This is a genomic window from uncultured Azonexus sp. (assembly GCF_937982035.1).
GTDB lineage: Bacteria > Pseudomonadota > Gammaproteobacteria > Burkholderiales > Rhodocyclaceae > Azonexus.
This window is the reverse complement of record NZ_CALJNI010000019.1, coordinates 1-25,009: the sequence shown is the minus strand read 5'-3', so window position 1 is coordinate 25,009 and position 25,009 is coordinate 1. Positions and strand designations below refer to the sequence as shown.

The 25,009-nt window shown below is 62.8% G+C and carries 25 protein-coding genes; 8 read left to right on the top strand and 17 right to left on the bottom strand.

What is annotated here, in order from left to right:
- Window positions 1-49 precede the first annotated feature (49 nt).
- Window positions 50-382: a hypothetical protein gene (locus tag Q0799_RS13065; protein WP_298399066.1), complete on the top strand. Its 333-nt coding sequence runs from the start codon at window positions 50-52 to the stop codon at window positions 380-382.
- Here Q0799_RS13065 and Q0799_RS13060 read toward each other — a convergent pair.
- The 6 genes from Q0799_RS13060 to aceB form a co-directional block, all read right to left on the bottom strand.
- Complete coding sequence (locus tag Q0799_RS13060) at window positions 369-989, bottom strand: response regulator transcription factor (RefSeq protein WP_298399064.1); 621 nt, start codon at window positions 987-989, stop codon at window positions 369-371. The two genes, Q0799_RS13065 and Q0799_RS13060, sit on opposite strands and share 14 nt — an antisense overlap.
- Entirely contained in the window at window positions 979-3,375 is a 2,397-nt protein-coding gene (locus tag Q0799_RS13055; protein WP_298399062.1) for a PAS domain S-box protein, read from the bottom strand. The genes Q0799_RS13060 and Q0799_RS13055 overlap by 11 nt, the downstream gene beginning before the upstream one ends.
- A 12-nt stretch (window positions 3,376-3,387) precedes the next feature.
- On the bottom strand, window positions 3,388-4,110 hold the full coding sequence (locus Q0799_RS13050; RefSeq protein ID WP_298399059.1) for an LrgB family protein: 723 nt from the start codon (window positions 4,108-4,110) through the stop codon (window positions 3,388-3,390).
- Window positions 4,107-4,448, bottom strand: coding sequence for a CidA/LrgA family protein (locus tag Q0799_RS13045; protein ID WP_298399057.1), 342 nt, complete (start codon window positions 4,446-4,448; stop codon window positions 4,107-4,109). The genes Q0799_RS13050 and Q0799_RS13045 overlap by 4 nt, the downstream gene beginning before the upstream one ends.
- Window positions 4,449-4,542: 94 nt before the next feature.
- Entirely contained in the window at window positions 4,543-6,405 is a 1,863-nt protein-coding gene (locus Q0799_RS13040; protein WP_298399055.1) for a diguanylate cyclase, read from the bottom strand.
- Window positions 6,406-6,604: 199 nt separating this feature from the next.
- Complete coding sequence (aceB, locus tag Q0799_RS13035; protein ID WP_298399053.1) at window positions 6,605-8,203, bottom strand: malate synthase A; 1,599 nt, start codon at window positions 8,201-8,203, stop codon at window positions 6,605-6,607.
- Between the two features lie 114 nt (window positions 8,204-8,317).
- On the opposite strand from aceB, the gene Q0799_RS13030 reads away from it, so the two are divergent.
- Window positions 8,318-9,220: a LysR family transcriptional regulator gene (locus Q0799_RS13030; RefSeq protein WP_298399051.1), complete on the top strand. Its 903-nt coding sequence runs from the start codon at window positions 8,318-8,320 to the stop codon at window positions 9,218-9,220.
- A complete protein-coding gene (locus Q0799_RS13025) occupies window positions 9,217-9,570 on the top strand; it encodes a YbaN family protein (protein ID WP_298399048.1) in 354 nt (117 codons plus the stop codon). Before Q0799_RS13030 ends, Q0799_RS13025 begins: the two co-directional genes overlap by 4 nt.
- Here the strand turns inward: Q0799_RS13025 and Q0799_RS13020 are convergent.
- From Q0799_RS13020 to aceA, 3 genes are all read right to left on the bottom strand, one after another.
- Entirely contained in the window at window positions 9,533-10,738 is a 1,206-nt protein-coding gene (locus tag Q0799_RS13020) for a diguanylate cyclase (RefSeq protein ID WP_298399046.1), read from the bottom strand. The genes Q0799_RS13025 and Q0799_RS13020 overlap by 38 nt on opposite strands.
- A gap of 152 nt (window positions 10,739-10,890) precedes the next feature.
- Window positions 10,891-11,106: a YdcH family protein gene (locus Q0799_RS13015; protein ID WP_298399044.1), complete on the bottom strand. Its 216-nt coding sequence runs from the start codon at window positions 11,104-11,106 to the stop codon at window positions 10,891-10,893.
- Between the two features lie 136 nt (window positions 11,107-11,242).
- A complete protein-coding gene (gene aceA / locus Q0799_RS13010; protein ID WP_298399041.1) occupies window positions 11,243-12,553 on the bottom strand; it encodes an isocitrate lyase in 1,311 nt (436 codons plus the stop codon).
- 301 nt (window positions 12,554-12,854) lie between these two features.
- Here aceA and Q0799_RS13005 point away from each other — a divergent pair, with 301 nt between their 5' ends.
- Complete coding sequence (locus tag Q0799_RS13005; protein ID WP_298399037.1) at window positions 12,855-14,651, top strand: methyl-accepting chemotaxis protein; 1,797 nt, start codon at window positions 12,855-12,857, stop codon at window positions 14,649-14,651.
- Between the two features lie 8 nt (window positions 14,652-14,659).
- Here Q0799_RS13005 and Q0799_RS13000 read toward each other — a convergent pair whose 3' ends face one another.
- The 4 genes from Q0799_RS13000 to clpS form a co-directional block, all read right to left on the bottom strand.
- Complete coding sequence (locus Q0799_RS13000; RefSeq protein WP_298399035.1) at window positions 14,660-15,283, bottom strand: DUF922 domain-containing protein; 624 nt, start codon at window positions 15,281-15,283, stop codon at window positions 14,660-14,662.
- The gene (gene rraA, locus Q0799_RS12995; RefSeq protein WP_298399033.1) at window positions 15,229-15,720 is read right to left on the bottom strand and encodes a ribonuclease E activity regulator RraA; all 492 of its coding nucleotides are present in this window, start codon (window positions 15,718-15,720) and stop codon (window positions 15,229-15,231) included. Before rraA ends, Q0799_RS13000 begins: the two co-directional genes overlap by 55 nt.
- A 63-nt stretch (window positions 15,721-15,783) precedes the next feature.
- Window positions 15,784-18,042 carry an ATP-dependent Clp protease ATP-binding subunit ClpA gene (gene clpA, locus Q0799_RS12990; protein WP_298399031.1) on the bottom strand — a complete coding sequence of 753 codons (2,259 nt, stop codon included), beginning with the start codon at window positions 18,040-18,042 and terminating at the stop codon, window positions 15,784-15,786.
- A complete protein-coding gene (clpS, locus tag Q0799_RS12985; protein WP_028994646.1) occupies window positions 18,042-18,350 on the bottom strand; it encodes an ATP-dependent Clp protease adapter ClpS in 309 nt (102 codons plus the stop codon). Before clpS ends, clpA begins: the two co-directional genes overlap by 1 nt.
- A 243-nt stretch (window positions 18,351-18,593) precedes the next feature.
- Between clpS and Q0799_RS12980 the strand changes: the two genes are divergently transcribed.
- Window positions 18,594-18,797 carry a cold-shock protein gene (locus tag Q0799_RS12980; RefSeq protein ID WP_028994647.1) on the top strand — a complete coding sequence of 68 codons (204 nt, stop codon included), beginning with the start codon at window positions 18,594-18,596 and terminating at the stop codon, window positions 18,795-18,797.
- A gap of 68 nt (window positions 18,798-18,865) precedes the next feature.
- On the opposite strand, the gene soxZ is transcribed toward Q0799_RS12980, so the two are convergent.
- Genes soxZ through moaC form a run of 3 tightly spaced genes read right to left on the bottom strand, consistent with a single transcriptional unit; the run spans window position 18,866 to window position 20,143 of the window.
- Window positions 18,866-19,177: a thiosulfate oxidation carrier complex protein SoxZ gene (gene soxZ / locus Q0799_RS12975; RefSeq protein WP_298399019.1), complete on the bottom strand. Its 312-nt coding sequence runs from the start codon at window positions 19,175-19,177 to the stop codon at window positions 18,866-18,868.
- A gap of 1 nt (window position 19,178) precedes the next feature.
- Window positions 19,179-19,649, bottom strand: coding sequence for a thiosulfate oxidation carrier protein SoxY (gene soxY, locus Q0799_RS12970; RefSeq protein WP_298399016.1), 471 nt, complete (start codon window positions 19,647-19,649; stop codon window positions 19,179-19,181).
- An 11-nt stretch (window positions 19,650-19,660) separates the two neighbouring features.
- Window positions 19,661-20,143 carry a cyclic pyranopterin monophosphate synthase MoaC gene (gene moaC, locus Q0799_RS12965; RefSeq protein WP_028994650.1) on the bottom strand — a complete coding sequence of 161 codons (483 nt, stop codon included), beginning with the start codon at window positions 20,141-20,143 and terminating at the stop codon, window positions 19,661-19,663.
- Window positions 20,144-20,207: 64 nt separating this feature from the next.
- On the opposite strand from moaC, the gene Q0799_RS12960 reads away from it, so the two are divergent.
- The 3 genes from Q0799_RS12960 (at window position 20,208) to pabB (ending at window position 23,657) form a co-directional block, all read left to right on the top strand.
- Window positions 20,208-21,656 carry a M48 family metalloprotease gene (locus tag Q0799_RS12960; RefSeq protein WP_298399011.1) on the top strand — a complete coding sequence of 483 codons (1,449 nt, stop codon included), beginning with the start codon at window positions 20,208-20,210 and terminating at the stop codon, window positions 21,654-21,656.
- 37 nt (window positions 21,657-21,693) lie between these two features.
- Window positions 21,694-21,921 carry a sulfurtransferase TusA family protein gene (locus Q0799_RS12955; protein WP_298399010.1) on the top strand — a complete coding sequence of 76 codons (228 nt, stop codon included), beginning with the start codon at window positions 21,694-21,696 and terminating at the stop codon, window positions 21,919-21,921.
- A 122-nt stretch (window positions 21,922-22,043) separates the two neighbouring features.
- Complete coding sequence (gene pabB / locus Q0799_RS12950) at window positions 22,044-23,657, top strand: aminodeoxychorismate synthase component I (protein WP_298399008.1); 1,614 nt, start codon at window positions 22,044-22,046, stop codon at window positions 23,655-23,657.
- Between the two features lie 24 nt (window positions 23,658-23,681).
- On the opposite strand, the gene Q0799_RS12945 is transcribed toward pabB, so the two are convergent.
- Window positions 23,682-25,009: class I tRNA ligase family protein (locus Q0799_RS12945; protein WP_298399005.1), on the bottom strand; the 1,328-nt coding region annotated here is incomplete at its 5' end.

Sequence of the window (25,009 nt, the reverse complement as noted above, 5' to 3'; positions counted from 1 at the left end):
GGCCGCCTGATGCAGACTCGCCGAAAATCATCGATCCAGGAGTGACAGCATGTTGTACGTGGCAAGGGACGCGCAGGGAAAAATCAGCGAAATGCACCCGACACCGGTGGCCGGTGCGGCGGAGGCCTTGCCGGCCGACAATCCGGAAGTGCTGCAGTTCATTCACGAGCGGTGGCGCAGTAACGAACTGAGTGAGCTTGACCGCGATTTCGTGCGGGTCATCGAGGATACGATCGAACTGCTGATTTCCAAGCGACTGATCCTGTTCACCGATCTGCCGCCCAAGGTCCAGGAAAAACTCCTGCGCCGCAAGGAAATCCGTCAACGCACGGGTTTCGACAGCCGCCTGGGGGCCGGCGGCGACGACATCATTCCGCTTTAGTCGTTTCCATCACCGCCCGGACCAGTTCGGCCAGGGTCCGCGCGCCCATCTTGTCCATGACCCGGGCGCGGTGGGCCTCGACGGTCTTCATGCTGATGTCCAGGGTATCGGCAATCTGTTTGTTCAGCTTGCCGGCGACGACCAGGTCCATGACTTCGCGTTCGCGCTGAGTCAGGGTCTCCAGGCGCTGGGCGATGGCATCGCTACGCTTGCGCCGCGTCGCATTCTCGCATTCCAGGGTCAGCGCCCGCCGGATGCGGGCGAGCAGATCCTCGTTGTGGAAGGGCTTTTCGATGAAATCGCAGGCCCCACGTTGCAGGGCGGCGACCGCCATCGGCACGTCGCCGTGACCGGTGACGAAGATCACCGGCAGCGCCGAGCCGCGGTCGGCCAGGTGTTCGTGCAGTTCGAGCCCGCTCATTTCCGGCATGCGCACGTCGAGCACCAGGCAGCCGCGCATGTCGTCGCGGTAGGCGGCGAGGAAGTGTTCGCCGGATTCGAAACAGGCCACGGCGTAGCCTTCGCCTTCGAGCAGCCAGTTCATCGAGTCGCGCATGGCTTCGTCGTCGTCGACGACGTAGATCACTTGTTCGGCGTCACGCATCATGTTCGTCCTTGTCTTCTTGGGGAACGGTGAAGTGGAAGGCGGTGCCGCCTTCGTGGCGACGTTCCACCCACAGGCGCCCCTGATGGAATTCTATGATGGAACGGCAGATCGGCAGGCCGATTCCCATGCCGTCCGGCTTGGTGGTGTAGAACGGGGTGAAGATTTTTTCGATATCCGCTTCGCTCAGGCCATGTCCGCGGTCGGCGACGATGACTTCGACCGTGCGCGTGTCGCGGCTGCGGGCCCGGATCTGCAGTTGCCTTTCCTCGGGCGGCAGGCCGCTCATGGCCTCGATGCCGTTCTTGATCAGGTTGAGCAGCACCTGTTCGATCATGATGCGGTCGACCACCACCCGGGGCAGGGTTTCGGGAATGTCCACCAGTAACAGGGTGCTGCTGCGCTGGGCCTCGATGTCGGCAAAGGCCCGGGTGTCGTCGATCAGTTCGGACAGAGCTACCGGTTGGCGATGCGGCTCGCCCTTCTTCACCATGTCGCGCATGCGGCGGATGATCTTGCCGGCCCGCTCGGCCTGATCGGAAGCCTTCTGCATCGCCGCCAGCAGATCGTCGATCTGGTAATTGCCGGCCTGCATGCGCTTGACGCAGCCGGCGCAGTAATTGGCGATCGCCGACAGCGGCTGGTTCAGTTCGTGGGCCAGCGACGAGGCCATTTCACCCATGGTGATCAGTCGCGACGTCTGGTCCAGCCGCTTCTGTTGCTGCAGGTTGACCTCGTCGATGCGCTTGCGGTCGGTGATGTCGGCGGCAATCTGGACCTTGACGATGCGCCCGTCGACCCAGCGGATGGCACGTTCGTGCAGGTGGTACCAGTGGCCGGACAGGCGATGGCGGATTTCTCCGTCGAACAGTTCGCAGGGCAGGTCGTCGAGGGTCAGCGTCTGCGGGTCGCGTGCCAGCTCGTCGGCCTCGGGACGGCAGGCTTCGGTGAGCTGGTAGCTGTTGCGTCCGACCGCGTCGAAACCGAAGATATGCTGGAAGGATCGATTGGCGAACAGGATTTCACCGCTGCCGAGATCGGCCACGTGCACCGCCGAGTCGAGTCCGTCGATCACCGTTTCGAAGCGTTCGTGCGCCCGTTCGAGTTCGAGGCGGGCGCGGCGCGGCTCGGTGATGTCGTTCATCGACGCCATCCAGCCGATCTGGCGGCCCTGGGTATCGATCAGCGGCGAGAAATAGAGGCGGACGTAAAAGCGTTCCCCGCTCTTGCGCATGATGCGCATCTCGTAGCCGCCAGCCGGCGCCCGGCCGGCCAGCGCCGAGTCGATGGTGTCCTGCAGCGCCGGGAATTCCTCCGGCGGCCAGTAAGGATAGGGGGGCTTGATGCCGACCAGTTCGCTTTCGTCGAAGCCGGTCATCCGGCAGAAAGCGGCATTGACAAAGGTGATCCGGCCTTCCAGGTCGATGGCCCGCAGGCCGGTGATCAGCGATTGCGACATGGCCTGGCGGAAGGCATAGGCGGCGCGCAATTGTTCCTCGGTTTCGGCCCGATGCTTGGCATGCCGACGCAATTGCAGCATGGTGATCGAGGTGATCGCGGTCAGCAGGACGATCAGCAGCGTGGGCAGCAGCGTCAGCCAGACGCCGCCGGCGCGGTAGGCGACGATCTCCAGCCCGAGGCGGTTGTTCGGCAGGTTCAGGTTGATGCGGCCGGAGATCTGGCGGTCGCTCGGTTTGACCGACGTGTTGCTGAACACCTCGCGCTCTTCGGCGTCCATGACGCTCAGGCTGTAGCGCGTCGTGAAGGCGGTGGGCATCGAGGCGCGCAATAGGGTTTCCAGCGACTGCAGGGCGATGAAGGCGCCGAGATCGGCGCTGCCGCGCTGCACTGGCAGGATGAGGTCGTGCAGGGGGCGGCGGTCGATGTCGGGATAGTCAGGCGAAACCACTTCCCGACGGATGCGCAGCGCTTCCTGTAGGGCCGTCAGCCGGATGCCGCCGAGCCGTTCGCCGACGAAGGTGGCGTTCGATTCGTTGGGGGCCACCCATTCGACGTAGCCGTCGGTATCGACCCAGGCGATGGCCAGGATTTCCGGATTTTCCCGGACGTAGCGGCTGGCCTTGACCTGGAAGGATTCGTAATTGAGCTGCATGAATTCCTGTTCGCGGCCCAGTTCGCGCAGGAATTCAAGGTGGTTGAACAGGCGGTTTTCCAGGGTCCGCTCGGCCCAGTGCATGTCGGCTTCAAGCGCCGAACGGGCGGTGTCGTGCTCGCGCCACTGCAACAGGCCGGTGATGATCAGCATGGCCAGGGCGAAGATGCCCACCGCCAGGTAAGGGGCGTTCCATAACCAGGTCTGGTGCGGCGAGGGGGCAGGCGGTTTGGGGAACATGACGGGATTCTTGGCCCCGGATGGCGGTTCGGCCATTGGTACTTACCCTTACTGGAAAAGCCAGTTTGCGATGACCGGCAGCAGCAGGGCCGTCAGCAGTCCGTTCAGACCCATGGCCAGTGCCGCGAAGGCGCCGGTTTGCTCATCGATCTGGAAGGCGCGGGCGGTGCCGATACCGTGCGAGGCGACGCCCAGGGAGAAGCCGCGGATTGCCGGGTCGCCGATGCGAGCGATGGCGAATACCTTGCCGGCGATGATGGCGCCGAGCACACCGGTGAAGATCACCAGGACGGCGGTCAGCGACGGCAGGCCGCCGATTTTTTCGGCGATGCCCATGGCGATCGGGGTGGTCACCGATTTGGGCGCAAGCGACGCCTGGGTCGCCAGGTCGGCGTCGAACAGGCGGGCGATCAGCACGGCGGAGACGATGGCCGTGGCGCTGCCGGCCAGCAGCCCGGCCGAAATCGGCAGCAGCATGCTGCGCACGCGGCGGAATTGCGAGTACAGCGGCACGGCCAGGGCAACGGTGGCCGGACCGAGCAGGAAGTGCACGAACTGGGCGCCGGCGAAATAGGTTTCGTAACCGGTGCCGGTCAGCCACAGCAGGCCGGCCAGGATGGCGACGGCGATCAATACCGGATTGGCCAGCGGATGCTGGCCGCTGCGCAGGTAGAGACTGTGGGCAAGCTGGTAAGCAAGCAGGGTGACGGTCAGCCCGAGCAGCGGCGAGGCCGACAGGTAGACCCAGAGTTCTCCGATGGGCTGGGTCATGGCTTACTCCGCGTGCACAGGTGCATCACCCAGGCGGTGACCAGCAGGGTCAGGACGGTGCTGACCAGCAGCGACAGCAGCAGCGCCAGCCACTGCTCGCCGACCCGGTCGAGATGCAGGACGATGCCGGTACCGGCCGGCACGAACAGCAGCGACAGGTGCTTGAGCAGATTCTGGCTGGTCGAGCGCAGTTCTTCGTCAGGGCCGCGGCGCAGCACCAGCAACAGGAACAACAGCAACATGCCGGCAACCGGGCCGGGAACGGGCAACGCCAGCCAGCGAACGAGGACTTCGCCGCATAACTGGCAGACGAGCAGCAGGGAAAGGGCGGCAAGCATGGCTGGCTCCGGCAGGGACATGCCGCCCAGTGTATTTCTGTCTTTTTGTTTTGTTAATGCCCGAAAAAGGCGAATGATATTTTACTTCTGGTAATCAATACTCTTCGTCGCTCGACCACATTTCGGGAGTGAACCGGATGACCCGGTTGCGGCCGGTTTCCTTGGCCTGATACAGCGCGATGTCGGCAAACTTGACCGCCTGCCAGAAAGTCGCGCTGTCGCCGGGGAAGTCGGCAATGCCGATGGAGATGGTCTTCTTCAGCACGATGCTGCCGATCTGTATCTTCAGCGCTTCGACTTCCAGGCGAATCTTCTCGGCGATCGAGAATGCCTGTTCCGCGCTGCTGTCGAGCAGGATGATCAGGAACTCCTCGCCGCCGTAGCGGATGACCAGGTCGGAAGCGCGTACGGCCTGCTTGAGCACGTTGGCCATGGCCTTGATCACGGCGTCGCCGGCGTCGTGGCCGTGGGTGTCGTTGACCATCTTGAAATAGTCGAGGTCGAGCATCATCACCGCCGCGTGGCCGCGTTTGCGCTGGACGCCGGCGACCAGGGTTTCGACGTACTCCTCGAGGAAGCGGCGGTTGTTCAGCCCGGTCATCGGGTCGCGCAGGGTCGAGTCGCGCAAGCTTTCCATGAGGCGCTTGGTTTCCAGCACCGGCGCGGTTTCGCGCAGGTAGACCTGAAGCAGCGGGGCACATTCCTGCAGCTTGCTTTCCTCTTCGGGCTTGCAGATGATCTGGACGATGCTGCCGACCGAGCCGGACTGGATGATCGGGAAGCAGACGTGACGCCGGTCACCGGCTTCGGCCGGCGGCTGGAAGGCATAGCAGATGCCGGGATTGTCGATGCTGTCGACGACATGGCCGGTTCGGCGGACACGGCAGGCCTCGGGGCGAACCAGGATTTCCGGGTCGCACCAGCGGCAGCCGTCGGCAACCTCGCCGTCGACGATGATGCTCTTCATCTGCTTCTTGTTGCTGGTGATCTCGTAGAGCGAGAATTCCTGGCGGCCGAATTCCTGTTGCAGCGTCGTCGATAGACGCTGGTAGATTTCCGACTTGGTTTCGTCCTCTTCGATCGCCTGCTTGAAATGCGAGGCCTTGGACAGCCCATCGACCATGTCGATGGTTGCCGTCAGCAGGTTCTCGCCCGGGGTCGCCGTGCGCTCGGTCAGCTTGGCGACGCTGGTGCCGATCCGGTTCAGGCCGGTTTCCAGGAAGCGCAGCAGGCGGTTCATGTCGTTGGCGATCTGCCCGATCTCGTCGTTGGTCCGTTGCTCGACATGGGCCTTGAAATCACCGTCAAGGGCGCGCTGAACGGCGTGCTCGACGGCGGTCGCGGTTTCCGAGATCGGCCGCAGCAGGCGGCGCAGCAGCAAAATCAGCAGCAGGGCAAACAGCGCCACCGCACCGGTGATTCCGGCCACCGTCCACAAGGCCTTGTGCCGCAAACCATCGATCGACATGGTCATGGTCACCGCGCCGAGTACCGTTCCTTCGGTGACCTCGTGGCACTGCAGGCAGTTCGGCGTGCCGTTCGAGGTGGCGATGTAGGGAATGGTGCCGCGGAACATCGTTTCGCCCTCTTCCTTGAAGATTTCGAAGGTGGCGCGACCGCCGGCCATCACCTGGCGTTCGATGGCATCCGGGCGACTTTCCATGTTCAGGCCCATGCCGAATTGCCGCTCAAGCTCGGGCGAGCGGACGACCCGTGCCGAGCGCAGCCCCTGAACTTCGAGCATGCGCTTGAGGAAGCTCTCGCGGCGGTCGATGACGCCGTTGATCATCGCCTCGGTCAGGTGCACGCGCACGACCTCGCCGGCGGTGCGGATATGGTCGGTGGCCGAAGCGATGGAGAAGCTGCGGAAGGCGTAGAGACTGATGGCGACCAGGACTGCCATCAGCGTCACGGCGATGGCGATGAAGAACAGGGTGACCTTGGTGTTGAGATTCACAGGTAATGTTCCGGCAACAAGGTGTCAGGGAACAGGCATTATGGCTGAGTGCGGGGCGCCGACCAAGTGCTAGACCCCTTGTTCACGGGGGGTTTTCCGCCTTTTTTTGATCAAGGTCAATGATTCCCGGAAAAGCCCGGGTGAACAAAAAAACGCCGGGTTGCCCCGGCGTTCAAATTCCTCTGCGTTGGTTGTGTTATCAGGCCATCGCTTCGTACAGCGGCAGGGTCAGGAACTCCGGATAGTCCGGGGTCAGCGACATGCGGTCGAAGATCTCGGCGGCCTGGTCGTAGGTCGCGGTGTCCTCGCCCTGGGCGGTAACGGTGGCCTTCACCTTGGCCAGTTCCTCGGCGATCATCGGGCGGACCATTTCCACGGTGACCTTGCGGCCGTCGTCGAGGATGCCCTTGGGCGAAACCACCCACTGCCAGACTTGCGAGCGGGAGATTTCGGCGGTGGCGGCGTCTTCCATCAGGTTGTGGATGGGCACGCAGCCGTTGCCGGCCAGCCATGCGCCGAGGTAGTGGATGCCGACGTTGATGTTGTTGCGCAGGCCGGCTTCGGTGATCGGGGTGGTTGGACGGAAGTCGAGCCACTGCTCGGGACCGAACTTGCCTTCAACCTGCTTCTCGAACTGGTTCGGGCGGTCGCCGAGGACCTTGACGAACTCTTCCATGGCGATCGGCACCAGGCCCGGGTGGGCCACCCAGCCGCCGTCGAAGCCATCGTTGGCGTCGCGGGTCTTGTCGTGACGGATGCCGGCCAGGGCCTTTTCGTTGGCGACCGGATCGTTCTTGATCGGGATCAGCGCCGACATGCCGCCCATGGCCGGCGCGCCGCGCTTGTGACAGGCCTGCACCAGCGCCAGGGCATAGCCGCGCATGAACGGCACTTCCATGGTGATGGCGCTGCGCTGGGCCAGGCAGAAGTCCTTGTTCTTCTTGAACTTCTTGATGCACGAGAAGATGTAATCCCAGCGACCGGCGTTGAGACCGGCGGAGTGGTTGCGCAGTTCGTAGAGGATTTCTTCCATCTCGAAAGTGGCGAGGATGGTCTCGACCAGCACGGTGGCCTTGATCGTGCCCTGCGGCAGGCCGACATGATCCTGGGCCATGACGAAGATGTCGTTCCACAGGCGGGCTTCAAGATGGCTTTCCATCTTCGGCAGGTAGTAGAACGGGCCGGCGCCGCGGGCGATCTGTTCCTTGGCGTTGTGGAAGAAGACCAGGCCGAAGTCGAAGATGCCGCCGGAGACGCGCTGGCCGTCAACGAGGACGTGCTTCTCGTCGAGGTGCCAGCCGCGCGGACGGATCTGCAGGGTGGCGATCTTGTCGTTGAGCTTGTATTCCTTGCCGTTTTCGTTCTTGAACGAGAGTTCGCGGCGGATCGCCTTGTACAGGTTCACCTGACCCTGGATCTGGTTATCCCAGTTCGGGCTGTTGGAATCCTCGAAATCGGTCATGTAGGAATCGGCGCCCGAGTTGAAGGCGTTGATGATCATCTTGGCTTCGACCGGGCCGGTGATTTCAACGCGGCGGCACTGCAGGGCGGCCGGCACCGGGGCGACCTTCCAGTCGCCTTCGCGGATGTGTTTGGTTTCCGGCAGGAAGTCCGGCATTTCGCCGGCGTCGATGCGCGCCTGGCGCTCGATGCGGGCCTTGAGCAGTTCCTGGCGACGGGCTTCGAAGGCACGGTGCAGCTTGGCGACGAACTCGAGCGCTTCGGTGGTCAGGATGGATTCCCATTCGGGCTTGATCGGGGCGTTGATTTGCACGCCAGCGGGCAGGTTGATGGCCATGAGAGGACCTCCGGTAGAGAGTGATTGGAATGCTGCAATGCGATGCATTGTATGAGTCTTCTATAAGACTTGAAATACCGCTAGAATCACTTCATCTTTTACTGTGGGTATCAAATGAGCCGCTTAAAGCAGATCGAAGCCTTCGTCAGTGTCGCAACCCGGGGCAGTTTGTCGGCGGCGGCCCGGCTGGAGGGCGTGACGCCGGCCATTATCGGGCGTCGTATCGATGCGCTCGAAGCGCGGCTGGGCGTGCGTCTGCTGTTGCGTACCACGCGCCGGCTGACCTTGACCTTCGAAGGCCAGGCTTTCCTCGAGGATTGCCAGAAGCTGCTCAACGACCTGGCCAATGCCGAAGCCGCGGTTTCCCTGGGCGGGGTGCAGGCCAGTGGTTATCTCAAGATATCGGCGCCGGCCGGTTTCGGTCGCCAGCATGTGGCACCGCTGGTCGGCGACTTCATGCGGGCCAATCCGGAGGTCCGGGTCAATCTCAACCTTAGCGACCGCCTGGTCGACCTGATCAACGAGAACATCGACTGCGCCATCCGGATCGGTGAAATGACCGATTCCAGCCTGGTCAGCGTGCGTCTCGGCGAAATGCGGCGCATGGTGGTGGCCAGTCCGGCCTATCTGGTCGCGCACGGTGTGCCACGGACGCCGGATGATCTGGCTGGGCACAATTGCCTCTCGCTCGGGCAGCAGCGTGGCTGGCTGTTCCGGCATCCGGACAGCGGCGAAACCCGGACGCTCAAGGTGGGGGGCAGTTTCGAGTGCAACGACGGCGCAGTGCTGCACGAGTGGGCACTGGCCGGGCGCGGGCTGGCGTGGCGCTCGCTGTGGGAGGTCGGCCGCGACCTCAAGGAGGGCCGGCTGACCTCGGTGCTCGACGCCTGGCAGGCACCGCCCATGGGTATTTACGCGGTGTTTCCCCAGCGCCGGCATCTGCCTTTGCGGGTGCGCCTGTTCATCGATCTGCTCAAGGAAAACTACAGCCGGCCCAGTTATTGGGAATTGCGGTGAAAAAACCGGCTTTCCGGGTAATGGGGGTGTGTGCGCTGGCGCTGGGCGGGCTCGGTGTCGTCCTGCCGTTGCTGCCGACCACGCCTTTCCTGATTCTTGCCGCTTACTGCTTTGCCCGCTCGCATCCGGAATGGGAGGCGCGGCTGCTGAATCATCCGCGAAGCGGGCCGGCGATCATTGCCTGGCGCGAGCGCGGCGCCATCCCCTTGATCGCCAAGCGCCTGGCGACGCTGATGCTGGCGATCAGTGCCGTGGCCGGCTGGTTCACCCTGCCCGGCGACTGGCGTTACCTGCCGCTGAGCATCGGTGTGGTCATCCTGCTGTGGATGTGGTCGCGTCCGTCTGACTGAGCGGGGTCAGTGGCTGCCAGTGACCGTCCGGCCAGACGACACCGTCGCGGCCGCGCTGCTTGGCTTCGTACATGCGCTGGTCGGCGCGCTGCACCATGCTTTCCCAGTTCGCGGTGTTGGCTTCCTTGCTCGACGCAATACCGATCGAAGCAGTCATCGGCTGGCCGTCCGGGCGCAGGCCGAGGCCCAAGTCGCGCATGCGTTGCAACAGCGGCCCGACGCTCTCCGGCGGGGTGTCGGGCAGGACGGCGACGAATTCCTCGCCGCCCCAGCGGATCAGCAGGTCGCTTCGGCGCAGTGCGTTCCGGATGTTGTCGGACAGGGTGCGCAGGCAGCGATCCCCTGCTTCATGGCCGTAACTGTCGTTGACGCTCTTGAAGCGGTCGAGGTCGATGAACGCCAGCGTCAGCGGCTTGCCGGACATGTTGTTGAGGCGGAACAGCAGCGCCAGCGCGTCTTCACCCGAGCGTCGCGTGTAGGCACCGGTCAGTGGGTCGTGCATGGCCTTGACCACCAGCGTTGCCATGTAGTGACACTGGCTCATGCCCGAGAACATGGCGACGCCCAGCATCATCAGCATGAACCACAGCATGCCGCCGTATTGGGCCAGTTCCGTCATCTGCCCGGACAGGATCACACCGTAAAGACTCAGGGTAATGACCGGCAAAGCCAGCAAGGCAGCTTCAATTGCGGTGAGCGGGAAAATGGCCAGTCCGCCGAGGACGATGGTCGGCAGGTAGGCGTACAACTGGGCGACCAGCTGCTGGGTCTTGGTCTGGCTGGCGGCAGCGAGCATGTCCGCCGAGAACAGATGGAACAGCGACGGCACCAGCAACAGGACCAGCAAGGCGGCCAGCGCCTGCACGTACGGGCGCGTCAGCGAGACTTCGCGGGGCCAGGCCAGGGCGCCGAAGACCAGGGCCGAGAGGATGCGCAGGCCGACCAGGTTGGCCGCGGTGTGCAGGTCGAACACCAGGAGGTCGACGATGGCCCCGAGGGGGACCAGAACGGCAAAGAGGCCGGCAATCAACTGGACGCGGGCCATGATCACGGAAGCCGCATGACGGCGAAGTTCGGAACTCCGGCCGGCCGGGGTCAGCATATCGAGAATCTGGCTGCCGTTCAGTTGCGAAGGCGCCAGAATGTTCTTGCTGATTTTTTGCCACAAGGTGGTCACGTTGGGGTGTTTGGTCGATTGAGCCTATTGATATTATGACCTTTTGGATAGTTTTCTGGCGGGTTTTTCCAGAATAAAAAAAGACCGCACTCGCATGAGGCGGTCTTTTGCTACGCTTTTAGGGCAATTACGGCGCTTGTCGGTCAGGCTTCCGCTTTGCGCAGGACTTCGTAAAGCTCGTCCTTGAGCGCCAGTTTTTCCTTCTTCAGCACTTCAATTTCCAGGGGCGTACCCGGTTCGACGTGGTTTTCCATGTTCTTGATTTTCTGATCAAGCTCGTTGTGCTTGTCGAACAGGTTCTGGAAATGGCGATCCGTGGTTTTCAGCCGGGAGATCAGGTCTCGGTATTCGGGAAACATCGCATGCTCCTTTGTGGTTGTATGTTCAGCTCGATTCTACGCCTCTCCGGCGCCTACGACGAAAAAGGCCGATCCCTTTTGAGGATCGGCCTTCCGGATGCCGCAGGATGTTGCGGCAATCGCAAACGCTTGCTGATTAGTGGAACTGTTCTTCTTCGGTCGAGCCGGTGAGAGCCTTGACCGAGGAGGAGCCACCCTGGATGACGGTGGTGACTTCGTCGAAGTAACCGGTACCGACTTCCTGCTGGTGCGAAACGAAGGTGTAGCCTTGTTCGCGAGCGGCGAATTCCGGTTCCTGAACCATTTCAACGTAGTGCTTCATGCCTTCGCCGCGAGCATAGGCGTGGGCGAACTTGAAGGTGTTGTACCAATTGACGTGGATACCGGCCAGGGTGATGAACTGGTACTTGTAGCCCAGCGCCGACAGTTCTTCCTGGAAGGAGGCGATCTGCGAGTCGTTGAGGTTCTTCTTCCAGTTGAAGGATGGCGAGCAGTTGTACGACAGCAGCTTGCCCGGGCAGGCGGCCTGAACGGCCTGGGCGAATTCGCGGGCGAAGCCGATATCGGGCACGCCGGTTTCGCACCAGACGAGGTCGGCGTACGGGGCGTAGGCAACGCCGCGGGAGATCGACTGCTCCAGACCGTTCTTGACGCGGTAGAAACCTTCCTGGGTGCGCTCGCCGGTGAGGAACGGCTTGTCGTTCTCGTCGTAGTCGGAGGTGATCAGGTTGGCGGCTTCGGCATCGGTGCGGGCCAGGATCAGCGTCGGAACGCCCATGACGTCAGCAGCGAAACGAGCGGAGATCAGCTTCTCGACGGCTTCGCGGGTCGGGACGAGCACCTTGCCACCCATGTGGCCGCACTTCTTGGCGGCAGCCAGCTGGTCTTCGAAGTGCACACCGGCGGCGCCGGCGGCGATCATGTTCTTCATCAGTTCGAAGGCGTTCAGCACGCCGCCGAAACCGGCTTCTGCGTCGGCAACGATCGGCAGGAAGTAGTCGATGAAGCCTTCGTCGCCCGGATTGATGCCACGCGACCACTGGATTTCGTCAGCGCGCTTGAAGGTGTTGTTGATGCGGCGAACCATGGTCGGGACGGAGTCGTAGGCGTACAGCGACTGGTCCGGGTACATGGTTTCCGAGGTGTTGCCGTCGGCAGCAACCTGCCAGCCGGAGAGATACACGGCTTCCAGGCCAGCCTTGGCCTGTTGCATGGCTTGACCAGCGGTGATGGCGCCGAAGGCGTTCACATAACCCTTCTTGGCACCGCCGTTGACCTTTTCCCAGAGGACCTTGGCGCCGCGCTGGGCCAGGGTGTATTCCGGCTGCAGGGAGCCACGCAGGCGAACCACGTCGGCAGCGGAGTAGCCGCGCTTGACGAGCTTCCAACGGGGGTTTTCGGCCCAGTCTTTTTCCAGGGCGGCGATTTGCTGTTCGCGAGTGCTCATGTGTATTCCTCAGAAGTTGGGTTGGGAAATCGGTATTGCGCAGAAACATTCTTGCTGCCTGCGATGTCCGAGAGTATAGATAAAATCGTGCACGGCAGCAATAGTCTTATATAAGACATAAGACAAAAAATAATTCATTAAAAACATGGTTTTATCGGCGATTTTTCGCGATGTGAAACGATATTTGTGCCAGTGAAACGCGGTGCAGCATTTTTTGTATCGCGCCTACCCCGTTTTTGCGCTTGACCGCGCCGGGCTGGCGAGGTTGAATTCAATAAATTTAGATATATTTGGTGATTCCATGGAATTCTTCAGAGGTCTCTACGACTGGATCGAGCGCACTTTCTGGAACTCGTTGACCAAAAAGTTGATGAGTTTCCTGCTGCTCTTCTTCATCGATCTCTTTTACCTCGGCATCTATGTCCATCAGAAGGGCGTGGTGGCCGAGGAAATGGCGAAATCGGGGGCGCCGGTGGAGGTCCTGCAGCGGGTATCCGAAAGCCTGGACCAGGGCTTGATGCTGATGATAGTGCTGACTGTCATTGCCCTGTGCTGGAATCTCCTGCAGATTCTCTATATCCGCTACCTGATCCTGCGCCCGGTACGCATGATCGCCACCATTTTTGACGAGATCGGGCGCGGCGAGGGCGATTTCTCTCGCAATCTGCCGACCATCACCCACGACGAGTTGCGCACCCTGGCCGAGGCCTACAACCGCTTCGCCGACAAGATGCGCGAGATCATCAGCGAGGTCCGCAAGATGAGCGTGAACATCGCGCGCGAGGCGGTAGTGGTCAAGCGCACGGTTTCTTCGACGGCGACGCGCGCCGACCAGCAGGGGCAGATTGCCAACTCGGTGTTCGGCGCCAGTTCCGAGGCCGTGCAGGCGATCCAGGAGGTCTCCAGTTCGGCCGAGCTGATTTCGCATTCGACCGATACCAACCTTGCCACGGCGCGCAATTCGCTCGACGAGATGCAGGACATCGTCGGCAAGGTCCAGGGCGTCAGCAACAAGCTGCACCAGTTCAACGAAACCGTCGGCCATCTGGCCGAGCGTTCCGACAGCATTCGCCTGATTGCCGGCCTGATCAAGGATATTGCCGACCAGACCAACCTGCTGGCGCTCAACGCGGCGATCGAGGCGGCGCGGGCCGGTGAGATGGGGCGCGGTTTCGCCGTGGTTGCCGACGAGGTGCGCAAACTGGCCGAACGGGTCAACGTGGCAACCCAGGAAATCACCGTGAACATCGGCGGCATGATCGATCTGGTCCGAGAGACCCAGCGGGAGAACGAAGTCATCAACGGCGACATCCGCCTGACGCGCGAGGTGGTCGAGCGGTCCTCCGGCGAGTTCCAGCAGATGGTCGGCAACTTCGAACGTACCGGCGATCAGTTGAATCAGATTGCCGCCGCGATGGAACAGCTGACGGCGACCAATTCCCAGGTGCACGATTCGGTGCGGCAGGTGCACGATCTTTCGGTCGAAGTTGCCGGCAGCATGAAGTCTTCCGAGCAGACGACGCAGGCGCTCAGCCAGGCGACCGAGAGCGTCCAGGAACTGGTCTCGCGGTTCAAGATCGGGCGCGGTGCATTCGACTTCAACGTCGACAAGGCACGCCAGTTCCGCGACGCCATCCAGGACAAACTGGCCGAGCTGGCATCGCGCGGTGTCGATATCTGGGATCAGAACTACCGCCCGATGCCCAACACCAACCCCCAGAAGTACGAGGTCAGCTATTGCAGCAGCTTCGAACAGCAGGTCCAGCCGCTGTTCGAGCAGGCACTGTCCAGCCTGCGCGGTGGGGTTTATGCGCTGATCATCGATAACCGGGGTTACGGTGCCATCCACAACCAGAAATTCTCCCGGCCGCTGACCGGCAACTACCAGAACGATCTGGTCGGCAACCGCACCCGGCGCATCTGGGACGACGTCACCGGACAGCGCGGGGCGAAGAATACCCAGCCGCTGCTGGTTCAGACCTACGCCCGCGATACCGGGGAAATCCTGTCCGAGATCAACATGCCGATCATGGTCGGCGGCCGTCATTGGGGTACGGTGCGGGTCGGCTGCGAAAGCGCCGTGCTGCTGGAGGGCTGAGCCCCGTCTCAGTCGCCCAGCAAGGTGGCGCCCTGGCGGGCGCCATGCTCGGTCTGCCGGTCCATCTCGCGTTCGGCCACGGCGGCTTCCCGCATCAGGCTTTCGCCCAGACCGTTGGCGGCGCGGGTGAGCGCGGCGCAGGAGGGCATTTGCGGCAGGCGCAGGATGCCTTCATCGATGCGCCGCCCGTAGTCCCGGGCAATCTTCACGTGTTCCATTTCGTGCGCGCGCAGTGCCAGCAGGTAGAGATCGAAGCGACGGCGAACCGCCGGATCGCCCGTGTTGAGTTGCGGTAGCGTGATTTCGGCCTGCAGGCTGGTGCGGTTGCTGGTAATCCGGCAACGACCGTCGCCCTCTTCCCACCAACGGAAATTCCACTGAATGTTCCACGCCGTGTAGGCATGAAACACCTGGCCATCCTGCCGGATCGGCGAGTGCCGGTTCAGACTGGCCAGCAGCGTCGTCCCGGGACGGTGGTCAGCGGTGTAATGGCGGGTGCGGATGCTTTCCTGAAGTTCGGCCCAGGCCGGCAGGGCGGCCTGGTTCAGCAGCCAGAATACCGCGACGAGAGAGGGCTTCAGAGCAGTGGTTTGGCCGACACGAGCACACCGTCCTCGTCGGCGTAGAGCCATTCGCCGGGATGGAAGGTGACACCGCCGAAAGTCAGCGGGAGATTGCGGTCGCCGATGCCTTTCTTGACGGTTTTCTGCGGATGCGTGTTGAGTGCGCGCACGCCGATGTCGATGCCGTTGATGTCGCCGGAGTCGCGGATGCAGCCATAGACGACCACGCCTTCCCAGCCGTTCTTGTTGGCCAGGATGGCCAGCTGGTCGCCGACCAGGGCGCAGCGCAGCGAGCCGCCGCCGTCGATGACCAGTACCTTGCCGTGACCGGGCTCGTTGAAGATTTCCCGGACCAGCGTGTTGTCCTCGAAAATCTTCAGTGTGGCGATTTCGCCGGAAAAAGCCGTGCGGCCGCCATAACGCTGGAACATCGGGGCAACGACGCGCACCGTCTTGCCGAGCTCGGCTTCGTACTGGTCGCACAGGTCGGGGGTCTTGAAGCTCATTCGGGTCTCCGGAAATGAAAAAGCCGTGCAATCTTGCACGGCTTTGGGGGGAGAAGGCAATTGTCAGACGGTGGCTTCGAGGTTTTCCTCCTCGAAATCGAGCCTGATCTTGCCGTCCGCGTCGAGATCGACGGTGACCTTGCCGCCGCTGGCCAGCTTGCCGAACAGCAGTTCGTCGGCCAGCGCCGAGCGGATCGTGTCCTGGATCAACCGGGCCATCGGCCGCGCGCCCATGAGCGGGTCGAAACCCTTCTCGGCGAGCATTTCCTTGACCGCGTCGGTGAAGTGCGCCTCGACCTTCTTCTCGTGCAGCTGTTCTTCCAGCTGCATCAGGAACTTGTCGACGACGCGCAGGATGATGTCGTGGTCGAGCGGACGGAAGGAGATCGTGGCGTCCAGGCGGTTGCGGAACTCGGGCGTGAACAGCCGCTTGATCTCGGCCATCTCGTCCCCGGTTTCCTTGCTTGAGGTGAAGCCCATCGAAGCCTTCTGCAGGTCGGCGGCGCCGGCATTGGTGGTCATGATGATGACCACGTTGCGGAAGTCGGCCTTGCGTCCGTTGTTGTCGGTCAGCGTGCCGTGGTCCATGACCTGGAGCAGGATGTTGAAGATGTCCGGGTGGGCCTTCTCGATTTCGTCGAGCAGCAGCACGCAGTAAGGCTTTTTGGTGATCGCCTCGGTCAGCAGGCCGCCCTGGTCGAAGCCGACGTAGCCCGGCGGCGCGCCGATCAGGCGGGAGACGGCGTGACGCTCCATGTACTCGGACATGTCGAAACGCTGCAGCTCGATGCCGAGGAAGTAGGCCAGTTGCTTGGCGACTTCGGTCTTGCCGACACCGGTCGGGCCGGAGAACAGGAAGGCGCCGATCGGCTTGCCCGGGTTGCCGAGGCCGGAACGGGCCATCTTGATCGCCTTGGTCAGCGCGTCGATGGCCTTGTCCTGCCCGAAGACGGTTGCCTTGAGATCGCGGTCGAGATTCTTCAATGCGCTACGGTCGTCCATCGATACGTGCTGCGACGGAATGCGGGCAATCTTGGCGACGATTTCCTCGATGTCGGTCTTGTTGATCGTCTTCTTCTGCTTGGACTTCGGCAGGATGCGCTGGGCTGCGCCGGCCTCGTCGATGACGTCGATGGCCTTGTCCGGCAGGTGGCGGTCGGTGATGTAGCGCGAGGCCAGCTCGACTGCCGACGAGATCGCCGTGGTCGAGTACTTGATCCCGTGATGTGCCTCGAAGCGTGCCTTCAGGCCCTTGAGGATTTCGATGGTCTCGGCGACCGACGGTTCATTGACGTCGATCTTCTGGAAGCGCCGCGACAGCGCGCTGTCCTTCTCGAAGATGCCGCGGAACTCGGTGTAGGTGGTGGCGCCGATGCACTTCAGCTGGCCCGACGACAGCGCCGGCTTCAACAGGTTGGAGGCGTCGAGCGTGCCGCCCGAGGCCGAGCCGGCGCCGATCAGCGTGTGGATCTCGTCGATGAACAGGATTGCGTTCGGGTTGTCCTGCAGCGCCTTGAGGACGCCCTTCAGGCGCTGTTCGAAATCGCCGCGATACTTGGTGCCGGCCAGCAGAGAACCCATGTCCAGCGAATAGACGTTGGCCTGCGCCAGGATTTCCGGGACGTCGCCCTCGACCACCTTGCGCGCCAGGCCTTCGGCGATCGCCGTCTTGCCGACGCCGGCTTCGCCGACCAGCAGCGGGTTGTTCTTGCGCCGCCGGCACAGCGTCTGGATGACGCGTTCGAGTTCCTTGTCGCGGCCGATCAGCGGGTCGATCTTGCCCTGCAGCGCGAGTGCGTTGAGGTTGATCGTGTATTGCTCGAGCGGGCCGGCTTCGGCCTTTTCGCCCTCGGTTTCGACCTCGCCTTCCGGCGTGGCCTTCTGCTGCGGTACCTTGCTGATGCCGTGCGAGATGTAATTGACCACGTCGAGCCGGGTGACGCCCTGCTTCTGCAGGAAATAGACGGCGTGCGAATCCTTCTCGCCGTAAATGGCGACCAAGACGTTGGCGCCGTTCACTTCCTTCTTGCCGGAAGACTGGACATGCAGGATGGCGCGCTGGATGACGCGCTGGAAACCCAGGGTCGGCTGGGTGTCGATGTCGTCCTCGCCGGAGACGGTCGGCGTGTGCTCGTCGATGAAATTGCTCAGATCCTTGCGCAGCGTGTCGGGTTTCGCACCACAGGCACGCAGGGCGTCGGCGGCCGACGGATTGTCGATCAGGGCCAGCAGGAGGTGCTCGACGGTGATGAATTCGTGGCGCTTCTGGCGCGCCTCGACGAAGGCCATGTGCAGGCTGACTTCGAGTTCCTGGGCAATCATCAGTTTTCCTCCATGATGCAGGCTAGCGGGTGCTGGTGCTGGCGGGCGTACGCCGTGACTTGTTCGACTTTGGTCGCCGCGATGTCCCGGGGGAAAATCCCGCAGGTACCGCGACCCTCGTTGTGAACTTTGAGCATGATTCGTGTCGCTTGTTCAGTATCCAACGAAAAAAAACGTTGCAAAACGTTGATGACGAAATCCATGGGTGTGAAATCGTCGTTCAGCAACATCACCTTGTACATGCGTGGCGGCCGCAGCTTGCTGCGCAATGCCTCAAGTTGTCCGCCTTCCTGAATCTTGGTAGCCATGCGTTCGATTCTATACAGTCCGTCCCAATCTGCAACAGTAACGAACAAGCAATTCCCTTGCCTGAAACCATGCTGCGCTGCGGCATTGAAAATTGTTGACGGAAAAATTCAACTGGCGTAAAAAATGGCTGTGTTTGGATTCAGGCTGTATCGCGGGTACTACGTGTTCCGGGTCGTTGAGCTCAAACAGGGAGTCGGGGAGACCCGGAAATTCGTACGCTTTTTTGTAGGAAAGTAGCAGATATGGCAATCGGTACTGTCAAGTGGTTCAATGATTCCAAGGGCTTCGGTTTCATTACGCCCGACGATGGCAGCGAAGACCTCTTCGCACATTTCTCCGCCATCAACATGAATGGCTTCAAGACCCTGAAGGAAGGCGAGAAGGTTTCCTTCGAAGTGGTTCAGGGGCCGAAAGGCAAGCAAGCTTCCAATATCCAGCGCGCCTGATACTCGCGGATAAGCGGAATGCAAAAAGCCCGTCGTTTCGACGGGCTTTTTTTCGTCTGGCAGTCGCCTCAGCCGACGGTGATTTCGTCCTGGCGCTGGGCGCCGGTATTGTCGGTCCACTGTACCGACAGCTTGTCGCCGGCCTTGATGCCGCCGGCCTTGAAGGCGAACAGCGGGTTGCGCGAAATCGAGGTGTTCAGTTGCCCGTCGATCAATGCCTGACCGTTCAGTTTCACGGAAAAGGTCTGGATGAAATGCACGGGGACGGGTTTCCCGGACTCGTCGCGGCGCTGGCCGGTTTCCATCGGATGGTGCATGAGTACGCGAATGTCGGCAATTTCGCCCTGAAGTTGTGTGCGGATACGGATCGGTTCGCTCATTTCAGCCTCCACAGCCGCCAAGGGTGACCTTGATTTCGCGGAAGGCCACATGATTGCGGCCGTCCGCCGTGCGGGCAACGGCCCGGACGCGCATGGTCTCGGCGAGTTTCAATTGCACCCTGGCGTAGGGCAGGGCCTTGCCGCTGAAGTTGAGTTCGGCGCACAGGGGCATCGGATTCTTCTCGGCAATGATCAGCAGGCTGCGCGTGTTGGGCAGCTTGCACAGGACTTCGATCTCGACCTTGCCGCCGTTCTCGGCGATTTCCGGTGCCTTGAATTCGATTTCCCGCGATTCGGCCGAGGCGGCGACGCCCAGCCTGGTCAGCGCGTCGGCGGCGTTCTGTGCGGTGAAGGCGCTGCGTTTCCATTCGCTGGCCAGGACGCGTCCCGGCGTCAGCAGGCCCGCGCCCAGTAACGGTGCGAGCAGCGTCGCCGAGACGCCGCCCTTGAGTAGTTTTCTGCGTAGTTCCATGAGTCGTGTTTTCAGTCAGCTTGCCAGTGTCCGGATTTGCCGCCCTTTTTTTCGAGCAGGCGGATGTTGTCGATGCGCATGCCGCGATCGACGGCCTTGCACATGTCGTAGATGGTGAGCAGGCCGACCGACGCCGCAGTCAGGGCTTCCATTTCGACACCGGTGCGGCCGAAACATTCCGCCGTGACTTCGCAATGCACGGCGTGCTGCGTCTCGTCGATGACAAAGTCGGCGGCAACGCGGGTCAGGGCAATCGGGTGGCACAGCGGGATCAGATCGCCGGTGCGCTTGCTGGCCTGGATCGCGGCAAGGCGGGCGATGCCGAGGACATCGCCTTTCTTGGCCGAGCCTTCGCGGATCAGCGCCAGGGTTTCCGGCTGCATGGTGATGGTGCCGGCGGCACGGGCGACGCGCGCAGTTTCCTGCTTGGCGCCGACATCGACCATGTGCGCCTGGCCGGCGCTGTCGAAATGCGTCAGGGGGGAGTCGGTCACGGTAGCTTACTTTTGGTTACGAAGTGCCCGGCGGTGGCCGGAATGACTGCGCTATCATAGCACCATGCCTCGAATCAGACGCCTCCTTGCGCTTGTCCTGGCCGCCGTCATGGCGGTTTCGCCCGTTGCCGCGCAGAACCTGCCCGAACTCGGCGAAGTGTCGAGCGAGGCCCTGTCGATCGCCACCGAGAAGCGTATCGGGCAGCAGATCATGCAACAGATCCGGCAGCGCGAGGCCGCCTATCTCGACGATTACGATGTCGAGGCCTACCTGAATCATCTGGGCGGACGGTTGGCCGGTTTCAGCCACGATCCGGGCTTCGGTTTCGAATTCTTCGCCATCAACGATCCGAGCATCAACGCCTTTGCCATGCCCGGCGGCTACATCGGCGTGCATACCGGGCTCATCCTGTCGGCGCAGAGCGAATCGGAACTGGCCGGTGTGCTGGCGCACGAGGTTTCGCACGTCACCCAGCGCCATATCGCCCGCCAGTTGTTCCAGTCCAAACGCATCAGCATCGCGTCGATGGTGGCGATGGGCCTGGGCCTGCTCGCCGCCAGTTCCAATCCGCAGGCGGCCAGTGCTGCCATCGCGGCATCGCAGGCCGGTGCGATCTCGGCGCAGTTGGCGTATTCGCGCGATTTCGAGCGCGAGTCGGACCGCCTCGGCTTCGAGATGCTCGGCAAGGCCGGTTTCGACGAACGGGGCATGGCAGCATTCTTCGAACGCCTGCAGCAATCGGTTCGTCTGTACGAAAACAATGCCATTGCCTATCTGCGTACCCACCCGCTGACCGGCGAGCGTCTGGCCGACATGCAGAATCGGGAACAGGGGCTGGCTTATCGCCAGGTGCCGGACAGCCTGGAATTCCATCTGGTGCGGGCCCGCTTGCGGGCCATGCAGGGACGCCCGGTCGACGTGATCCGGGATTTGTCGGCGCAACTGGCCGAGCGCAAGTTCACTTCCGAAGTGGCCACCCGCTACGGTCTGGCGACGGCCCATGCCCGGGCGCGCGACTGGCCGGCGGCGCAGCGCGAGATCGATGCGGCGCGGGCGCTCAAGCAATCGTCGGCGATGCTCGAACGGCTGGCGGCCGATGTGCGGGTTGCCCAGGGCAAGACGGACGAGGGGCTGCGCATCTATCGCGATGCGATGGTGCGTTATCCGCTGAACCGGGCCATGCTCTATGGCTATGGCGCTGCCTTGCTCGAGTCGCGACGCTTCAACGACGCCCTGCGCTTTGCCGAAGGGCAGTTGCGGGTCGCTGCCGACGATGTCCGGCTGCATCGCCTGCGTGCTGCCGCGCATGCCGGCCTCGGCCAGAATGCCATGCAGCATCGGGCGCTGGCCGAAGTTTTCGCCCTCCAGGGGCAGACGGCGGGGGCCATCGAGCAGCTGGAACTGGCGACCAAGGCCGGCGACGGCAATTTTTACGAAATGTCGGCTATCGATGCGCGTCTGCGGGAACTGAAACTGCGGCGACTTGAAGAAATCAAGCAAAGCCGCAATTAAGGGTAAAATCCCGGCATTGTTCCCAGATAAAACGACCATGGAATTTGATCGCGACCTCGACGTAAAGGGCCTGAATTGCCCGCTGCCTATCCTGCGCACCAAGAAGACCCTGGCCGAAATGGATTCCGGTCAGGTGCTGCGCGTGCAGGCGACCGATCCCGGTTCCCTGAAGGACTTTCCCGCATTTGCCAAGCAGACCGGCAACGAGCTGGTACTGCAGCGGGAAGAGGACCGGGTTTTCGAGTACTACCTGAAGCGCAAATAAGCTCCGGATTCACCGCGTTTTTCGAAGACAGGCGGGCGCCGGCGGGCGAACCCGCCGCTTGTCGTTTCGCCGGCTTCATCTCGCTGATCGAGGCCACCGACCGGCAGACGCTGGCCGACGCATTGCGGCAGATCGAGGAAGCGCCTGCGTGGACGGTCGTGGCGCTCGACTACGAACTGGGTTACCTGCTCGAGCCGCGTTCGGCGCCGCCGGGGTGGCAGCCGGACGGTCGCCCCTTGGCGCGTTTCTGGCGCTTCCGCGAGCGCATCGAAATGGACGCGGCGCAGGCCGCCGGCTGGCTGGCCGATAACGCGCCGGGAAGGCCGGCCGGTATTGGCGGCTGGCATGAAACCCTCGATGAGCCTGCCTATGTTGACGCGATTGACCGCATCAAGGCGTGGATTGCCGCCGGTGATTGCTATCAGGTCAATTTCACCTTTCCGCTCGAATTCGACTGGTTCGGGTCACCGCTCGATCTCTACGCCCGGCTGCGCCCGCGTCAGCCGGTCCGCTACGGCGGTTTTGTCGGCGATGCGAGCCAGGGGATCGTTTCGCTGTCGCCGGAACTGTTCGTCGAACGGCATGGTGAGCGCTTGCTGACCCGGCCGATGAAGGGGACGGCGCCGCTGGATGTGCCGCCGGAAGCGCTGCGCGATTCGCTCAAGGATCGTGCCGAAAACCTGATGATCGTCGATCTGTTGCGCAACGACCTCGGCCGTGTCGCCGACAACGGCAGCGTGCGCGTCGACCGTCTGTTCGAGATCGAGGACTACCCGACGGTGCGCCAGATGGTCTCGGAAATTTCCGCGTCGGTCGGCGACCGGCGCTTTGCCGAAATCCTGCCGGCACTGTTTCCCTGCGGTTCGATCACCGGCGCGCCGAAGATCCGTGCCATGCAGATCATCGGCGAACTGGAGGCGGCACCGCGCGGCATCTACACCGGCGCTTTCGGCTGGCTGGCGCCGGATGGCGACTTCCGGCTCAACGTCGCCATCCGTACGCTGGACCTAGCCGCCGATGGACGGGGGCGGATGGGCGTTGGCAGCGGCATCGTCGCCGATTCCGAGGGGGCGGCCGAATGGGCCGAGTGCCGGTTGAAGGCTGCCTTCCTGCGCGATTGCGACCCTGGCGTGCAATTGATCGAAACCCTGCGTCGCGACGGCGGTGTCTATCCCATGTGGGCCGGGCACCTGGCGCGCTTGAAACGTTCTGCCGCCTGGCTGGGTTTCCCGCTCGACGAGCAGTTGCTATGCCGGGAACTCGCCGCGCAGCCGACCGCCGGGACCTGGCGGGTGCGGCTGACCCTCGACAAGGCGGGCACGATCACCGTGCAGTCCTTTCCGCTGGCGGCGACGCCGCCAGAAGCCCAGGATGCCGTCCTGGCCGCGACGCCGATCGATGCCGACGATCCGCTGCGCCGCCACAAGACGACGGCGCGGGCGGTTTACGACCGGGAGCTCGAGGAGTTGCCGGCCGGCTGTTTCGACGCGATTTTTCTCAATCAACGGGGCGAAGTGGCCGAAGGCGCACGCAGCAACGTCTTCGTCGAGCGCGACGGTGTGCTGCTGACGCCGCCCCTGAGCAGCGGTGCCTTGCCCGGCGTGTTGCGGGCCAGCTTGCTGGCCAGCGGGCGCGCCCGCGAGGCGGTGCTGTATCCGGACGATCTGGCCGAAGGTTTCTGGCTGGGCAATGCCCTGCGCGGCCTGATGCCGGCGCGCTGGCGTCAGGCCGGCTGAAAACGCGTTTCAGCCGGCCCGGTTTCAGCCGAGCTTGGCCAGTTGCGGCTTGAGTTTTTCCAGCGTGGCGCTGAAATCGGCGACCCGCTGCTTTTCCTGCTCGATCACGGCAGCCGGCGCGCGGGCGACGAAGCCCTCGTTGGCGAGCTTGCCCTGGGCAATCGCGATCTGCTTTTCCAGCTTCTCGATTTCTTTACCCAGACGGATCTTCTCGGCGGCAACGTCGATTTCGACCTTGAGCATCAGCCGGGTTTCGCCGACGACCGCGACCGGCGCCATGGCGTCCTGCGGGATGTCGGCGACGATCTGGACTTCGGACAGCTTGGCCAGCGATTGCAGGATGGGTGCGAACTCGGCGATCTCGTCACCGCCGCCGGCAACCAGCAGCGGCATGCGCTGCGCCGGCGAAAGATTCATTTCGCCACGCAGGTTGCGGCAGGCGTGGGTCAGCGCTTTCAGTCGCTCGACCTTGGCTTCGCTGGCTTCGTCGAGGCGCGACAGGTCGGCACGCGGGTAGGCGGCGAGCATGATCGAGTCGTGCGTCTTGCGCCCGGCAATCGGGGCGACGGTCTGCCACAGTTCCTCGGTGACGAAGGGAATCAGCGGGTGGGCCAGGCGCAGGATGGCTTCCAGCGTGCGGATCAGGGTCCGGCGGGCGCCGCGCTGCTGGGCTTCGTCGCCGGTCTGGATTTCGACCTTGGCGATCTCCAGGTACCAGTCGCAGAACTCGTCCCAGACGAACTTGTAGATGGCCTGAGCGAGCAGGTCGAAGCGGTAGTCGATGAAGTGCTGCTCGACCTCGGCTTCGAGGCGCTGCAGCTGGCTGACGATCCAGCGGTCGGCGAAGCTGAACTTCAGGCGGCCGGGTTGTCCACCATCGCCTTCCGGCACGGCACAGGCGCCGCCCTGCAACTGCTGGTGGTCGAGCGCCAGGTCGTGGCCTTCGACGTTCATCAGCACGAAGCGGGTGGCGTTCCACAGCTTGTTGCAGAAGTTGCGGTAACCCTCGCAGCGCTTGGTGTCGAAGTTCACGTTGCGGCCGAGTGTGGCGTACGACGCCATCGTGAAGCGCAGCGCGTCGGCGCCGTAGGCGGCGATGCCGTGCGGGAAGTGCTCGCGCACGCGCCGCTCGATCTTCGGCGCGTCCTGCGGGCGGCGCAGCCCGGTCGTCGATTTCTTCACGAGGGTCTCGAGATCGACGCCCTGGATCAGATCGACCGGATCGAGCACGTTGCCTTCGCTCTTGCTCATCTTCCGGCCTTCGGCGTCGCGCACCATGCCGTGGATGTAGACGACCTCGAACGGCACCTTGCCGGTGAAGTGCATGGTCATCATGATCATGCGCGCCACCC